Source organism: Rothia koreensis, from assembly GCF_052232265.1.
Lineage (GTDB): Bacteria > Actinomycetota > Actinomycetes > Actinomycetales > Micrococcaceae > Rothia > Rothia koreensis.
This window is the reverse complement of the sequence record NZ_CP197643.1, coordinates 758463-774304: the sequence shown is the minus strand read 5'-3', so window position 1 is coordinate 774304 and position 15842 is coordinate 758463. Positions and strand designations below refer to the sequence as shown.

General features: G+C 65.2%; 12 protein-coding genes. 3 read left to right on the top strand and 9 right to left on the bottom strand.

Annotation, left to right across the window (positions count from 1 at the left end; translation table 11 throughout):
• Positions 1-71 precede the first annotated feature (71 nt).
• Both ACTSLZ_RS03335 and ACTSLZ_RS03330 read right to left on the bottom strand, forming a co-directional pair.
• Entirely contained in the window at positions 72-1583 is a 1512-nt protein-coding gene (locus ACTSLZ_RS03335; RefSeq protein ID WP_443095713.1) for a CoA-acylating methylmalonate-semialdehyde dehydrogenase, read from the bottom strand.
• A 122-nt stretch (positions 1584-1705) separates the two neighbouring features.
• A complete protein-coding gene (locus ACTSLZ_RS03330; RefSeq protein ID WP_443095712.1) occupies positions 1706-2677 on the bottom strand; it encodes an SDR family oxidoreductase in 972 nt (323 codons plus the stop codon).
• A 146-nt stretch (positions 2678-2823) separates the two neighbouring features.
• Between ACTSLZ_RS03330 and ACTSLZ_RS03325 the strand changes: the two genes are divergently transcribed.
• On the top strand, positions 2824-3630 hold the full coding sequence (locus tag ACTSLZ_RS03325) for an exodeoxyribonuclease III (protein WP_443095711.1): 807 nt from the start codon (positions 2824-2826) through the stop codon (positions 3628-3630).
• Positions 3631-3747: 117 nt separating this feature from the next.
• Here ACTSLZ_RS03325 and ACTSLZ_RS03320 read toward each other — a convergent pair whose 3' ends face one another.
• Positions 3748-4380 (bottom strand): hypothetical protein, encoded by a 633-nt coding sequence (locus tag ACTSLZ_RS03320; protein ID WP_443095710.1) that lies wholly within the window; start codon positions 4378-4380, stop codon positions 3748-3750.
• A gap of 257 nt (positions 4381-4637) precedes the next feature.
• Between ACTSLZ_RS03320 and ACTSLZ_RS03315 the strand changes: the two genes are divergently transcribed.
• Positions 4638-5360 (top strand): ASCH domain-containing protein, encoded by a 723-nt coding sequence (locus ACTSLZ_RS03315; protein WP_443095709.1) that lies wholly within the window; start codon positions 4638-4640, stop codon positions 5358-5360.
• Here ACTSLZ_RS03315 and ACTSLZ_RS03310 read toward each other — a convergent pair.
• Positions 5347-5553: a hypothetical protein gene (locus ACTSLZ_RS03310; protein ID WP_129316182.1), complete on the bottom strand. Its 207-nt coding sequence runs from the start codon at positions 5551-5553 to the stop codon at positions 5347-5349. The genes ACTSLZ_RS03315 and ACTSLZ_RS03310 overlap by 14 nt on opposite strands.
• 1249 nt (positions 5554-6802) lie before the next feature.
• Here ACTSLZ_RS03310 and ACTSLZ_RS03305 point away from each other — a divergent pair.
• Entirely contained in the window at positions 6803-8188 is a 1386-nt protein-coding gene (locus tag ACTSLZ_RS03305) for an NAD-dependent succinate-semialdehyde dehydrogenase (protein WP_443095708.1), read from the top strand.
• A gap of 30 nt (positions 8189-8218) precedes the next feature.
• On the opposite strand, the gene ACTSLZ_RS03300 is transcribed toward ACTSLZ_RS03305, so the two are convergent.
• From ACTSLZ_RS03300 to ACTSLZ_RS03280, 5 genes are all read right to left on the bottom strand, one after another.
• Positions 8219-9076 carry an aldo/keto reductase gene (locus tag ACTSLZ_RS03300; RefSeq protein WP_443095707.1) on the bottom strand — a complete coding sequence of 286 codons (858 nt, stop codon included), beginning with the start codon at positions 9074-9076 and terminating at the stop codon, positions 8219-8221.
• 240 nt (positions 9077-9316) lie between these two features.
• A complete protein-coding gene (locus tag ACTSLZ_RS03295; RefSeq protein ID WP_443095706.1) occupies positions 9317-10339 on the bottom strand; it encodes a DUF6177 family protein in 1023 nt (340 codons plus the stop codon).
• Positions 10336-10770, bottom strand: a complete 435-nt coding sequence (locus ACTSLZ_RS03290; protein WP_443095705.1) for a hypothetical protein — start codon at positions 10768-10770, stop codon at positions 10336-10338. Before ACTSLZ_RS03290 ends, ACTSLZ_RS03295 begins: the two co-directional genes overlap by 4 nt.
• Positions 10763-14827 carry a type VII secretion protein EccCa gene (gene eccCa / locus ACTSLZ_RS03285; protein ID WP_443095704.1) on the bottom strand — a complete coding sequence of 1355 codons (4065 nt, stop codon included), beginning with the start codon at positions 14825-14827 and terminating at the stop codon, positions 10763-10765. Before eccCa ends, ACTSLZ_RS03290 begins: the two co-directional genes overlap by 8 nt.
• Entirely contained in the window at positions 14824-15804 is a 981-nt protein-coding gene (locus tag ACTSLZ_RS03280) for a hypothetical protein (protein ID WP_443095703.1), read from the bottom strand. Before ACTSLZ_RS03280 ends, eccCa begins: the two co-directional genes overlap by 4 nt.
• Positions 15805-15842 lie beyond the last annotated feature (38 nt).

The window sequence follows — 15842 nt, the reverse complement described above, 5'->3', positions numbered from 1 at the left end:
CGATTCAGTGGTGAGCAATTGTGCGCGGGGCCGGTTGTCCGACGTCGCCGGTCCACGACCCTGCCCGCACATCAGTTTCCGGTTGGCATGACGAAGCTGGCGCCTTCCTTGATCCCCGAAGGCCACCGCTGGGTCACCGTCTTGGTCTTGGTGTAGAAGCGGAAAGCATCGGGGCCGTGCTGGTTGAGATCGCCGAAGCCCGAAGCCTTCCAGCCACCGAAGGTGTAGTAGGCGATCGGAACCGGGATCGGCACGTTGACTCCGACCATGCCGACGTCGACCTGCCGGGCAAACTCGCGTGCGGTGTCCCCATCACGGGTGAAGATCGAGACGCCGTTTCCGTATTCGTGTCGGGTGGGAAGCTCGAGGGCCTCCTCGAAGTCGGCGGCCCGCAGTACGGACAGCACAGGCCCGAAGATTTCCTCACGGTAGACGTCCATGTCGGGGGTGACCCGGTCGAACAGGGTCGGGCCCACGAAGAACCCGTCCTCGTGGCCGTCCACCCGGGCGCCCCTGCCGTCGAGGACCAGTTCGGCGCCGGCCTCGACGCCCTGGGCGATGGCCGACTCGACCCGCTCCTTGGCCGCAGCCGAGACGAGTGGGCCAAAGTCCGAGGACTCCTCGAGGGACGGGCCGAAGCGGAGCTTCGAGGCCCTCTCCGTGAGCTTGTCCATCAGCGCGTCCGCGGTCTTCTCGCCGACCGGGACGGCCACAGAGATCGCCATGCAGCGCTCTCCCGCGGATCCGAAGGCCGCGCCGATCAGGGCGTCCGCGGCCTGGTCCAGGTCGGCGTCCGGCATGATGATCATGTGGTTCTTGGCCCCGCCGAAGCACTGGGCCCGTTTGCCCTTTCGAGCCGCGTGCTCGTAGATGCTCTGGGCGATCGGCGTCGAGCCGACGAATCCCACGGCCTCGATGTCCGGGTGGTCGAGCAGGGCGTCGACGGACTCCTTGTCCCCGTTGACCACGGTGAAGATCCCGTCCGGCAGGCCGGCTTCCTTCCAGAGGCGCGCCAGGATCAGCGGGACGGATGGGTCGCGTTCGGAGGGCTTGAGCACGAAGGCGTTGCCCGCGGCAATCGCCGGTCCCGCCTTCCACAGGGGGATCATGGCCGGGAAATTGAAGGGAGTGATTCCTGCGACGACGCCGAGGGGCTGCCGCATCGAGTAGACGTCGATACCTGTGCCCACCGAGTCGCTGAATTCCCCTTTGAGCAGGTGCGGTGCACCCATTGCGAACTCGACGACGTCCAGTCCCCGCTGCAGGTCGCCGTGGGAGTCCGGGACGGTCTTGCCGTGTTCGCGGGACAGCGCCTCCGCGATCTCGTCCGCGTGCTCATTCGCGAGGTTCACGAATTTCCCCAGGATGCGCGCCCGCTTCTGCGGGTTGGTCGCGGCCCAGGCCTTCTGCGCTTCCTTGGCGTTGCGGACGGCGGCGTCGACCTCGTCGGTTGTCGCGAGCGGAACCCTGGCCGTGACCCGGCCGGTGCTGGGATCGTACACGTCCCCGAATCGCCCCGAGGTTCCCGGTGTCTCGCGACCCCCGACGAAATGTGTGAGTTCCTGGACCTGTCCATCGGCCATGCTCGAGGACTCCTTCCCACGGGGGTCGACCCCGCACGCAATTCGTGTTCCACGTCACAGGCTATCGGCCGGGTTCGGGCCGTGCCAGTGTGCAGCGCACCGGACGCGTAACATCGACGCGATCAGGTGTTCCGTTGCTTCTTGGATTCCTCGGCGGCCTTCTTGCCCTTGTCCGCGATTTCGGCCCAGTCGGCGTCGTCGAGATCGGTGAGCGCGGAGAACGTCGAGGGGCCGGCCAACATCTGGCCGCCGTCCATCGTGATGGTTTGGCCCGTGATGTAGTCGCAGGACCCCGACAGCAGGAAAATGCCCAGGTTCCCCATCTCCTCGACGGTTCCGACGCGACGCGCAGGCACGGACTCGACGTCGGTCATGGCACCCTGGCCGTCCTTGTTGGAACTCAGCACAACCGAGGTGAATTCCGTCGGGATGGGGCCGGGAGCAATCGCGTTGAGACGGATCCCGTACTTGGCCCATTCGACCGCCAGGGACATGGTCATCGCGTGCACTGCTGACTTGGCCATCGCCGAGGGGACCACGTAGGCGGAGCCTGTATAGACCCAGCTGACCAGGGTCGACAGAATATTGCCCGGGAGTCCCTGTTCAATCCACCGTCGCCCGACGGCGTGGGTCACGTTGTATGACCCCTTCATGACCGTGTCGGTGATGGCCTGGAATCCCCGAGGGCTCAGGTCCTTGGTCTGGGCGATGAAGTTCCCTGCCGCGTTGTTCATCGCGGCGGTGAGCGGCCCGTGCTGCGCCCAGATCTCTTCGACGGCGGCGTCGACGGCCTCCGGGTCCCGGACATCGACGGCCTGGAAGTGCACCGTGCCGCCGGCCTGGGCCGACTCCTCGATCTCCTGCGCCGCTTCCTTCAGGACGCTCTCGCGGCGACCCCAGATGTGGACCGTCGCCCCGTGCTCGGCGAAATGCTTCGCCACACCCTTTCCCAAGCCGCTTCCCCCGCCCGTGACGAGGATGCTCTGCCCGGCAAGGACATCCGGACGGAAAGGCGACGTCGGCGGCGTCGGGCTGTCACCGGAGGAGGCCGGGCCGGACGAGGAGGGCTGGTGAGGATTCGACTGTTCGGACATGGTCCTGCTTTCCACGATGGGTCGCGGTCCGACGACGTCGCGCCGCCCAGACCAGAATGTGTTCACCATCACGCTAGCCTGGGCACCAGCTCACCCCAAACCCGCCGCTCCGGTTCGAGTCCGCCCAAGCCGGTAGCCTGGTGAGCATGAGAATTGCGACCTGGAATGTGAACTCGATCCGTGCCCGCGCCGACCGCGTCGAGGCCTGGCTGGATCGTTCGGACGTGGACGTTCTGGCGATCCAGGAGACCAAGGCCAAGGACGAGAACTTCCCGTTCACGGTGTTCGAGCGGCTCGGGTACGACGTCGCCCATTTCGGGCTCAACCAGTGGAACGGCGTCGCCATCGCCTCGCGGGTGGGTCTCGACGACGTCGAACGCACTTTCCCCGGCCAGCCCGCGTTCGGCAAACCGGGCAAGGAAGAGATCCAGGAGGCACGGGCGATTGCCGCGACGTGCGGCGGGGTCCGCGTCTGGAGCCTCTACGTCCCGAATGGTCGGGGCCTGGACGACCCGCACATGGCGTACAAGCTCGAGTGGCTCAAGGTCCTGCGGGAGAACACGCAAAAGTGGCTCGCAGAAGATCCCGAGGCACAGCTGGCACTGGTCGGGGACTGGAACGTCGCTCCCCAGGACGACGACGTCTGGGACATCGACTTCTTCCGCGAAAATCAGATGACCCACGTGACCGAACCGGAACGCGCCGCCTTCTCCTCATTCATGCAGGATGCGGGCATGACCGACGTCGCCCGCCCGTACACCCAGGGCGAGAAGGACTACACGTATTGGGACTACACGTCCCTGCGCTTCCCGAAGAACGAAGGCATGCGGATCGACTTCCAACTCTATTCCCCCACCCTGGCCGAACGGGTCACGGGTGCGCATTACGACCGTGAGGAACGCAAGGGCAAGGGCGCATCGGACCACCTGCCCGTGGTGGTCGAGATCGAGTAGGCCCCTCCCCGGACGCGGTCAGGGGTTCCACGGTCCGGACGTGCAGAAACGCAGAAGGGCCCCCGCGGTGCATCGCGGGGGCCCTTCGCCGGCTGATCGTGATCAGCGCGCGTTCCCTTACTGCTCGACGGGGTACTGGATCCCGGCCAGCGGGTCGTATCCATCGGACAGTTCGCCGATGCCGTTGGAAGCGCAGTAGGACTTCACCAGGCGATCGGTCGAGAGGCTGTAGGGCTCGGACGAGGTCCAGTCGACGGTGCACTGACCACCCGTGCCCCAGTAATTGTCCAGCTGGGCGGCAGCCTCGGCGTTGGCGGCGTCTTCACCCGAAGCGGCCGAGCCGGACTGGTCGCCACCGGCGGCAGCGTCGTCACCGGCGGCGCCGTTCGCGCCGTCACCGGCAGCACCTTCGCCACCATTCGCGCCATCAGCACCGTTGGCGCCGTCTGCACCGTTGGCGGCGTCGCCACCATTGGCGCCGTCGCCACCATTAGCGGCGTCGCCACCGTTGGCACCGTCGCCGCCGTTGGCGCCTTCGCCACCGTTGGCGCCCGCGGCGCCGTTGGCTCCGTCGCTACTCGACGAGTCGCCCGAGCCGCCCGACGACGAACCCGAGCTGCCGGCCGAACTCGACGATGATGCCGAGGCCGAGCCCGACGAATCGGATCCACCACCGTTGTCATCCTGGCCGCAACCGGCCAGCGCGAGAGCGACGACCGCCGCACTCAAAGTCAGAACACGCGCTTTCATGTGACCCTCCTCAAAAAATGTGTTTGCCAACACCTGAGTATAAACAGACTGACGGAATACTGTCGCCCATATGATCTGTGCAAATTCGCACCGTGACCCACGGTTCACTCGAATTACTTGCGTCGTTCAACACAACGTTCCGCAGAATGTACCAGATTGCCGTGCTATATATCAGCGGCGGAAATATTTTCGTAAGGATCCCCTATCCATCATGCCCTTCCTCCATTTCACGCTGACGGTCAAGTTACCCTGGATGCATGATTTCCTCCGCCTTTCGAAACCTGGTGTCATCCGCTCGGGATCATGCCCGCCATTTTCACGACGACACCGATCACACCGTTTCCGCGGCTCTCCTGACGGCATCCGGTCGGACAGTACTGGGAATCAACGCCTTTCATTTTCTGGGAGGCCCGTGCGGGGAAATCTCCGCGTTGGCCCAGCACGCCTCGACCGCCCCGGATGACCCCGTGGTCGGCGTCGTCGCGGTGTACGGACCACGGGACGAGGTCATCCCGCCGTGCGGGAAATGCCGCCAGGTTTTCCACGACATCGATCCGCGCATCGAATTCGTGGTCCGTGGGCACAACGGCCTGGAAACGCGCACCGCAGCCGAATTGCTGCCCCACCCCTTCGACCCGAGCCACCTCGAGAGCGCACAGACGATCTACATGTGGGAGGGCTACGAGGAGTCGATTCGTTCCGGAGACAAGACTCAGACGATCCGGGTCGACGACCCCTTCGCCGTCGGCCCGGCCCGGATTGTCTTCGAAAAAGAATCCGGAGAGACCACGTCACTCGATGGCACGGTCCGCGGGGTCAGGACGATCAGGCGACAAGAGCTCACCGAAGAGCATGCGCACAAGGACGGATTCGCGGACCTGCGCGAGCTTCACACGGCCCTGGACACCCACTACCCCGGTTTGGACGGCGACGACCCCGTGGACGTCGTCGATTTCGAGCTGATCGTCACCCCCGAATGAGGTGCACCCGGGCCTCGCCGACGTCGATCGGCTCGCCCGGATCCATGCGCTCCAGGCACCACACGAGGTGCCAGCGGGGCTCCCGGTCGGAATTCGCGAAGCCTCCGTCCAGCAAATAGTCCGCGGCCGACGTCGTCCTGGCGAATTCGCGTTCGCCGTCCGGCGTCTCAATCACGTACGTCGCGTGGTGCATGGGACCCATCCTGCCCGATTCCTGCCGTTGCGTGCTGGGTGTCTGGTGCAGAGGTGCTTCCCTCCTCCTCGCGACCGACGCGGTGGTTGACGCGGTGGTTGACGCGGTGGTTGTGACCCATGCGACCGATGAGCAGGGGCAGAACCGCCAGGAGCACCATGATCCACCACCATCCGCGCCCGAGGGTGGTTTGGGTGGGGGTGTTGGCGGTGGCGGTGGTGCTGGCGGCAACCAAGGTTCCGGCAACGCCCAACATCCCGGCGGCGAGCCCATTGAGTGTTCTCGTTCCGCGCGGGCGAACCGCGGGCCAGCCCCAGACCCACGGCAACTTTTCGTGAGGGTTCGCGGCTCGGAGACGCCTATCGTTCCACGTCAAAATCACTGCGCCTGCGAGCCACAGCGCTATTGCGAACATGATGTCCATACTCACGAGTCCACAAGAGTATCGGCTGGTGATCAAGCCCCGCGACCGGGCCGCCTTGCGAAGTCAGGCCGTGCTTCGAGGGCAGTTGTCCGGGCTCGGGCCTCCCCTCGGATCGTTGGCCTCTTCCTGGGCATCGGTTTTGGCTCGGTCGGGCGTTGGCGGATGACGACGGAGGCACATTGGGAGGGGGTTGCCCGATTCGGTGGCGTTCTCCGTCGTTAGGTGGTACTGTAGCCGCCACCTAACGACGGAGAACGCCTCTCAATCGGGTAACCCACACTCAACGGCGATCTGGACTCACCCCGAAAACGCCCCGATAGTGCCTCGAAGCGCCCCTGAGCCTCCCAGGCCGCACCAGAACGCGGCGTCGGCGGCGGGCTCCCCCACGAGGTGGCAATCCCGTGCGGATCCCGGCGCGAGGTGGCAATCCCGTGCGGATCCCGGCGCGAAGTGGCAGATTCGTGGGCTTTTACCCGCGAAAACCGCACAATACTGCCACCTCAACCGGCGGACCCGCACGGGATTGCCACCTCGGCGGTCGCAGACGCCTCAGCCCGCCTCATCCCACCTCAGTCCACCGCACTCGCCCGCACTCGCCCGCCGCAGCCCACCAACACCCGCCGCACCCGCCCGCGACCTCCGTTGACAGCCGACGCGACGGCCCGCCTACGATGAGGAATGTAGCCCAGGACACACCCCGACATTCCCCGCCCGACATACGCCCCAGACATACGCCCTGACATACGCCCCGACACTCGCGCCGGCATCCGCGCCGTCGCCACGGCGATACACAGCGTCCTCAGAATCTCTAAAAGGGCTTGAAAGATGAACGATTCACCAGGTTTCCGGGTCCAGAACCCCACAACGAACGAGATCGCCGAGACCTTCGAGACCATCGGCGACGAAGAGGTCGAGCAGACCCTGAGCCGCGCCGAGACCGCATACCGGGACTGGCAGGCGAAGAGCCTTGAGGAGAGGGCAGACGTCGTCCGACGCGTGGGCGAGCTGTTCACCGAGCGGCGGGACGACCTCGCCGAGATCATTGCCGAAGAGATGGGCAAGCCCGTCAACGAAGGCCGTGAGGAAGCGGAGTACTGCGGCGAAATCTTCGGGTACTTCGCGGACAACGGCCCGCGCTTCGCCGCCGACCAGGAAATCCCGACGGAGTCCGAGGGCAAGGCCTACATCCAGCGGCTGCCGATCGACGTCCTGCTCGGCATCATGCCGTGGAACTTCCCCTACTACCAGGTGGCGCGGTTCGCTGCTCCCAACCTGGTGCTGGGCAACGCGATTCTTCTCAAGCACGCCGAGATCTGCCCGCGGTCCGCCCGGGCCATCCAACAGATCATGGACGACGCCGAAATCCCCGAAGGGGTCTACAACAACGTCTTCACCACCCACGATCAGGCCTCCGAGATCATCGGCGATCCGCGCGTCCAGGGGGTCTCTCTGACCGGGTCCGAACGAGCCGGCAGCACGGTCGCCGCCACGGCGGGTCAGCACCTCAAGAAAGCGGTTCTGGAACTGGGCGGATCCGACCCGTACATCATCCTGGACACCGACGACGTCAAAGAGGCCGCCCAGACCGCGTGGGAAACCCGCATGTACAACACGGGCCAAGCGTGCGATTCGAACAAACGCATGATCGTCGCGGGCGAAGTCTACGACGAGTTCGTGGAGGAACTCGTCTCCCTGGCGTCGGCCATGGAGCCGGGCGATCCCAGAGACGAGTCTCCCCAGGTCTATTCGCCCCTGTCCTCGCGAGGTGCTGCGGAGAAACTCGAGGAGCAAGTCGAAAAGGCGGTCTCCGAAGGGGCGACCCTCCACGTGGGCGGAAAGCTGCGGGACGATTCCTCGGCCTACTTCTCCCCCGCCGTCATCACCGGAATCACCCCGGGCTCCGAGACGTACTACGAGGAGCTTTTCGGCCCGGTGGCCGTGGTGTACCAGGCCGACTCGGACGACGACGCCGTCCGCCTCGCCAACGATTCCCGATACGGCCTGGGTGGATGCGTGTTCTCCACAAACTCTCAACGGGCCCAGGCCGTGGCTCAGCGACTCGAAGTCGGCATGGCCAGCGTGAATGTCCCGGGCGGCGAAGGCGCGGAGCTCCCGTTCGGCGGGGTCAAGAACTCCGGCTACGGCCGCGAACTCGGGCCCCTCGGAATGGACGAGTTCGTCAACAAGAGGATGTACTTCGTGGCCAGTTGACGGCCCGAGTTCGCGGGATCCGCTCGGGCGTCACTTCCCGCTGTAGACGGGGAATTCGCTCGATTCGCCGTAGTCCTGGTCGTGCAGTTCCTTGAGTGCCTGCATGTCTTCCGCGGAGATCTCGAAGTCCACCTCCGCGTTGGAGCGCATGTGGTCCGGGTTGGCGGTTTTCGGCAACGAGACGGTACCCAGCTGAAGGGTGTAACGGATGCACAGCTGCGGGACCGACACCCCGTATTTCTCGGCCATCGCCGTGACCTCCGGGTTGTTCAGGATCTCACCGTGCGCGATGGGCGAATACGCCTCAACGACGATCCCCTTGCTCTCGCAGTAGTCCAACAGATCCACCGGGGTGTTGCCCGCGTGCACGAGCAACTGGTTGACGTGCGGGACGACGTTTGCGCCTTCGAGCAGATTCTCCAGATCCTCCTGGAGGAAATTCGAGACGCCGATCGAGCGCAGTTTCCCGGCTTCGTACGCCTCTTCCATGGCACGCCATGCCAGGCGGTTTCCCTCGGCGTAGTCGCCGCCTCGGAAGTCATCCCAGGGTTGCGGGCTGTGGATGAGCATCAGGTCGATCGTGTCCAGTCCCAGCTTTTCCAACGAACCGTCGATCGCCTCGACGGCGTCGTCGTAATCCTTGATTTCCGCGGCGAGCTTGGTCGAGACGAACAATTCGTCGCGGGGCACGGACGCGGTGCGAACGCCCTCGCCGACTCCGGCCTCATTGCCGTAGGCCTGGGCCGTATCGATGTTGCGGTACCCGATCTCCACCGCGTCGCGCACGGCTTGCGCCGCGGCGTCGTCCGGGATGAACCAGGTGCCCAGCCCCAGTTGCGGGATGGCGACGTCGTTCGAGAGTGCGTAGGTTTCGTTCAGGACAGTCATGCTTTCACTTCCGTTCCGCGGCGGACCACTCGGCGCCGTGAGGCGTCAGGGCCCGTACCGCTCGTTGATGACCAGTGTTCCCACGCTCGATTCTTCTCCCGTCGGCTTCGGTCGCGCAACCACGGCGGGCTGAGGGCCCCGAAGCTCAGGGCGAACTGGTCCGTGAAGCCCGATCGGTTTCTGGGGCGGGAGCCTCCGGCCAGGGTGATACCGATGGCTGGGGCCACGGATGAGGGAAGGTCATGGACGTGGCGCTTGGGACCCCATGAGGCGCATCTGCACGGTCTCCAAGATCTCCGCGGGATGTGTTCGGTCGGGATCCGCATCCGAGGACATGAGCACCGCAAGGGACGCCTTCTTCTTGTGCCCGAACACTTCGCAGTGCTCGGCGCCGCGGCTCATGGCCAGTTCAACCACCTGGTCCAGGTCCTGCCCTTTCAGAGCCTCGCGCCCGTACACCGCAACCGCAGGAACGGGTTGCCCCAGGTAGAAGGGCGGAACCACCGTGGGATCCGAACCCACGGTCTGGTATGCCGTAGCCCAACGGACCGATTGCCCGTGCATCTGCCGGGCGAAGTCCAGCTTCTGTTCCTTGGTCCAAGGGCCAGGCTGCGGGCATGCCGCCTCGACGTGTTCGACGACCCCGTTGTGGGGCTTCTGGATTTCGAGGGTCCCCGCCAGCCGTGAGGTGTCTTGCCCCGACGTCTCCGCGACGGGCCCGACGAAGTGCAAGAAGTGACCGGCCGCCTTGTCCCGAGAGTAGGCGGCGGAGATGTCCTCGACGGACCAGGGCTGGGTGACCGGCTCCTGGACTCCCCAGCCGATCGGAACATTGCCGGTCAGAGCTCGAGTCACGGCCTCGGCCAGCGGACCGACCCGCGTCGTGAACCGCCGCGGCATCAGAGATTCGGCCATCACGACGACGCCGCCCCTATCCTGCGCGGAGCCCTTGCGGGAATACCGCGGCACGATCTCGTCGCGCCCGATGTACTCTCCATCGACCTCGTCCACGCGCTGTCCGCTCTGGCCGACGAACAATTCGTCCCGGCCGTCATCGACAACCCACATGATGCCCAGGACCGAGAACAGGTGCGCGAGAGAGCGGGTTATTTTGGTCGTATCCGGTGTCACGAGCGCCACCCCGAGGCCCCGGCTCTTCGCTTCGCTGATGGCCTTGGCCATCCACTGCGAGTGGCCCACGAGGGGCGCCTCCGACAGAACGACCAGGGTATTTCCGTACAGTTGCGTTCCAGCCGGCCTCATGACGTCCAGTCCTTCCTCATGATCTGCTCCTGTTCCCCGAGGTGGTTGAAGTGCGCCGTGTGGTCGACGACAGCACCCAGGCCCAAGTGCGCCGCCAGCTGGGCGAAACGCGACGCGGCGGCCTCCGCCCTCTCTCCCGCGTCAGGGGCCACGTGAACGTCCTGCCAGTAGGTCGGTGGCTCTCCCCCGAGTTCTGAGAAGGAGAACCCTGCATCGGATCCGAAGAGTCGCCGTATTTCCCCCGGAACCTGAACCAGATAGGGAAGGTCCACGGTGAACAGCGGAGTCTCGTCGTCGACGTCGTAGACCTCCCACTGCTCCGACTCGGGGTCGATGACGAGGTAGAACTCCGGGTTCACTTCCGCGACGGCCCAAGCCAGGGCCGGCGATTCCGGTTCGTTGAGAGTGATGACCGTGAACCTGTTACTCATAATCCTCATTCTCCTTGTCCTGCTCAGGATCGAAGACGGCCTGAACCGTCACCGGGGCTCGCCCGCCCTGGACGAACATCCCACGACCGGGCGGGAAGTGCCGGGGGCGAATACCGTTGACCAAGGCGCCTTCGGTCCGATCCCCGTCCATGAGGAACGTAGAGGCTCCGGATTCTCGCACTGCGGCGTTGAACGTGTCGAACAGACCGCGGGCGGCACCGGCCACCTTGCGCGTCATGATCACGTGCAGGCCGATTTCGTGCGCCATGGAGACGTACGGCGCGAGGTCGGCGAGCGGTGAGGCCGATCCCGCCGTCAGCACGTCGTAGTCGTCGATCACCAGAACGATCTTCGGACTCGGTGGTTCGGTGGGTCCGGAAGCATTGGGATCATTGGGGACCCTGGTGACCAGCTCCTGCTTGATGGACTGAGCCAGTTTCTGTGCGAGCAAGGAACTCTTGGCGTGTCCACCCAAGAATTCGTCGGGAACCACGCCCTCGAGTTCCTGCCGCGGGTCGAAGACCGCGAGCACGAGTTCCTCCGGGTCCGCACCATCGACCAAACTCTGCATGGCGCTGCGCAAGAGGTTGGTCTTGCCGCAGAGCGCGTCCCCCATAATCATGAGGTGCCGGTCCCGGCCGAAGAGGTTGACCGACCGGGTCCTGAAGTCCTTTTCCTGGAGCCCGAGTGCGAAGGCTCCCTGACGCTCAGGAACGTCGATCCGGTCAGCGGTGAGCACCGGCGGGAGCACCCTGACGGGCGGGACGGCGTCGGCATCGTGATGCTCGTTCACCTCGCTTGCCACGGCCTCGAACGCTTCGGAGAGCCCCGTTGCCGATGCCTCGCCGTCGCAGCGCGGCACAGCAAAATGGCCGATCAGACCGTCGTCCCGCAGAGCCCGGCCCGGACGGCCGACCGGAAGCGACTCGCCCTTCTTTTTCCCGAAAACTGATTCGGAGGGTTCGGTCAGCCGGAATTCGATCTTGTTGCCGAAGAACGCCTGCTGAGCAATGCGCACCTCGTTCGCGCGGGTCGACGTCGCGATCACGTGGATCCCGTATCCGCCACCGCGAGCAAGGATTTCGTGGGTCTGGGTCTCGATCTCCTCGAATTCGTCGGCGATCTGTCCGTACCCGTCGATCAGGAGCAGGACGTCGGCCACCGGAAGTTCCGGCACCTCGCCCGCGGCGTGCTTGCGGCGGAAGGTTTCCAACGAATCGATGCCGTGGCGCTCGAAGACTTCTTCGCGCTCCACCAGCATGGCGTGGACCTCCTCAATCGTGCGCCGCACCCGTTCGCGCACCGTACGCACCCCGACGCCGCCGACGTGCGGGAGCCGTTCCAGGGAAAGCAACGAACTGCCCTTCAGGTCGATGCCGTAGATCGCCAACTGTTCGGGCCGATGCGTCAGCGACGCCGAGAGCGCGATCGTGCGCAAGGCCGTGGTCTTGCCCGTGTGCGGGCCCCCGACGAGTGACACGTTGCCGCCGGCCCTGGTCAGGTCCAGGAACCAGACGCCCTGCCACTGACGCGACGGGTCGTCGAGAAATCCCACGGGCAGCTGGAGCTCCCCTCCGGCCGCGACCACGAATCCCTCGGTCGTTGCCTGCGGTTCCCCGGTGACGGCGTCGAGCCCCATGGACTGGGGCAAAGGGGGCAACCAAATCTCCTGCGTCGCCCTCGGGAATTCCTTGAGCACATCGACGAGGTGGCTCATGACCGTCGTCCCGGTCGTGCGTTCGCTGCCTTTGTGCTCCGTCTCCTCTGAGGACTTCTCGAGCGGTTCGTGCTCCGCCAGTTGCTCGGCCAATGCACGTTGGTCTTCCACGTAGAAGGGCGCTGGCAGGACACCCACCGAGGAACGCCTGGGCTCCTCGATGGCCGGATCCGAGGTGAGATTCTCCAACGGGCCGGACACGAATCCGGCCTTGAACCGGTCGTACACCGTGGTGTCCACCTTGAGGTATCCGTACCCGGGAACGGCGGGCAGGTGGAAGGCGTCCGGGGTATCGAGGACTGTTCTGGATTCCATTTCCGAGAGTGTCCGCAGCCCGAGCCGATAGGACAAGTACGTGTCGAGACCTCGGAGCTTGCCGGACTCGATGCGCTGGCTCGAGAGCATGAGGTGGACACCGATGGAGCGCCCAATACGCCCGATGGACAGAAACAGGTCGATGAAGTCCGGTTGCGCTGTGAGCAGCTCCCCGAACTCGTCGATGATCACGAGCAAATGAGGCAGTGGTGCCCAGTCCTCGCCCCGTGCGGCCGCTTCCTGACGGTGCATTTCGTAGTCCGTCACGTTGGCGATGTTCCCGGCCTGTTTCAGGACTTCCTGACGACGCCGGACCTCTCCGGCCAGCGAATCATGCGCGCGGTCGATGAGCGACGGATCTTCCGCCAGGTTGGTAATGATGCCGTTGACGTGCGGAGCACCCTCGAAGGGTGCGAAGGTCGCGCCGCCCTTGAAGTCCACGAGAACCATGTTGAGCAGCTCGGGCGAGTGCGTGGTCATCAGGGCAAGAACGATGGTCCTGAGCAGCTCGGACTTGCCGGCGCCGGTCGCCCCGACGCACAGACCGTGTGGGCCCATGCCGAGCTGTGCCGACTCCTTGAGGTCCAACAAGACCGGTTTCCCGGCGTCGTCGGGTCCCAACGGAATGCGGAGGAAATCCTGTTCGGATCGGGGGCGCCATTTCCTCTCGATCTCGGCCTTGTCCAAGTCGGCGAGGCCGAGCATTTCCGTGTACCGCACCGAGTTCGCGGCTTCGTTGTGTTCCAGGGAGTCCGGGGACAGGCGCAAGGGAGTCACCACTCGTGCGACGGTTTCTGCCTGATCGGTGGTGACCCATTCGCCGGAGAACACGAAGGACTCGCCGTCGTCGTCGCGGTCCAGTTCCTCGTACAGGACCTCGAAACCTTCGCCCTCCTCCAGCGCGTCGGGGACGGACAGGGTGAACCGTGCCGCGACCTCGTCGGGTTCGTTCAGGCGGTTGTCCAGGAAGCGCACCGCGGTCACACCCAGTTGTGGGACGGTCAGGGTCGAGTCGGGCGACTCAAGCATCGTGACGGCCTCGTCCCCGGAGAGATCAATGACCACCAGGCTCGGCAGCAATGTGGAGACGTCGACCTGGCGGTTGTTCTTCTTCGCCTCAGCGACCGCCCGGGCCCGGCGGACCAGGTTCCCTCGGAGATCCTGGACGAGGTCCTCGCACGAGGTGTAAATCCTCTTGACCGGGCCGAGCGGCGTAGGCCGGCCCTGCTCGGCGAAATGAGGCAGGCCGGAGGCCCATTCCCACTCCTCTCGCAACCCTTCGGGCACCACGAGAGCGAGCTCGACGTCCTCGGGCGAGTGGAGCACGGCGGAACGGCAAATGATGTTACGAGCGATCGACGTCGCGGGAGCCAGGGGACCAATGACCGTCACCTCCCCGCGGGAGTCCAGGGAAAATTCGCACGGCAGCCCCGGAGCGGTTCGGTAACGCTTCCGAACACCCTCCGCCTCGGTCTGGAGAAAGTAGTCCGGACGCTCGATCGCCCGATCTTCCGAGGAGATTCTGATGTCCCGGACCGGCCGGTCCCCGATGCCGAGGCGTGTACGCAGGAAGTCCCTCTGGCCACGGCGTCTTTCCCAAATGCGGCTCGGACTCAGTGCCACGTTGGACAATGCCTCGAATTCGGGACTGTTCACGCGGGTCTCGGCCTTGACGCGTTCGTCGTCCAGCGCGAATTCGCGGCGTTTCTCGTCGAGGTATTCCAGGTAGGAGTCTCTCTTGACTTCGCGGTCGCGGCGGGCCTTGCCCCGTTGGGTGAACAACAGGACCACGCTGGCCAGGACCGTCACGATCATCATCAGCGCACCGACGGCCGCGAACGGGGATCCGCGGAACAGCATCATCACGGTCATCGAGGTCGCGGCGCCCAACAGGGGAACGATGGTCAGGAGATTGACTTTTCCGGCGCTCTGATCGATCACGGGTGGCGACTCGAGGTTGACCTTTTCGCCCATGCGAGCGGGCCGGGTGGTCCGTGCAGGGCGGTGGATGACTCTGTAGCTCACGTAGTTTCCTCCCCTGTGGAGAGTGCGGCGCGGGCGTCCTGCCCGCGAGCCAGGGTCAGCGCGAGCGCCCCAATTCGGAGGACTTCGAGCCGGGTCTTCTGTTCCAGGGCATCGAACCTCAGGCGCTCCGCGCCGCGGAACCGCCGGTTGTGGCGGAGCGTGACCATGCGTGCCCCGGACTCCGCGGCCAGCTCTCTCGCGCCACGACGGGCCGTCTTCGCGTCGGCGGTGCGTTCATTTCCGACGATCATCACGGGCGAGCGACCGTTCCGCCGGAGGTCTCGGGCTTTGCCCTCGATGTCCCGGACACGGTCGATCAGCGCTTTGCCTTCCCGCATACCTTGTTCCGTCATGTCCACGACCACGACCACCGCGTGAGCCCTGCCCACTACGGTTGCCGTTCGCTCGTCGTCGCCATCCGGTGGACACTCGATCAGGCTCACCGCACACTGGCGGGCGAAGTCCGCGAGGAGGGTTTCCGTGGCGCGTGCTGACAGTGGCTCCTCGTAGGAGGCCGCACGAACCACGGCCGTGTCCTTCTCCTCGGTTCCGAGGAGACGGCGGAATTCGTCACGATGGGTCGGCTTCCCGACGCTCAGCGAGCCGAGGGCCTCGCGCGGGGACTTCGGGTCGTTCCCGACTCCCGGGAGGATCCCGGAGGCCAGGTTGTTGAGGTCCACGAGTCCGATCAGATCACCGCGGAGGTTCCGGTAAGCGAGGGCCAGCAAGGACGCCACGGTGGATGCGCCGGTTCCGCCGCCAGGCGTGAGGATCGCGATCTTTCGACCGGTTGCGACCGGTTGCTGCATGGTTTGCGCGAGGGCGGCGAATTCGGAGGGGTACGAGTCACGGATGATGGCGCGACCCGCGCCCCGGAGAATCCTGCGGTAGTTCTCCCACGTGGTGGGCGGCGCCTCCGCCAACCCGGAAAAACCCTCCGTCAGGTACGAGTGGTTGCCTGCGCGGTAAGAAGTCATCTGAGTCGTCTTTCCGTGGATGTGGTGAAACCTGGATC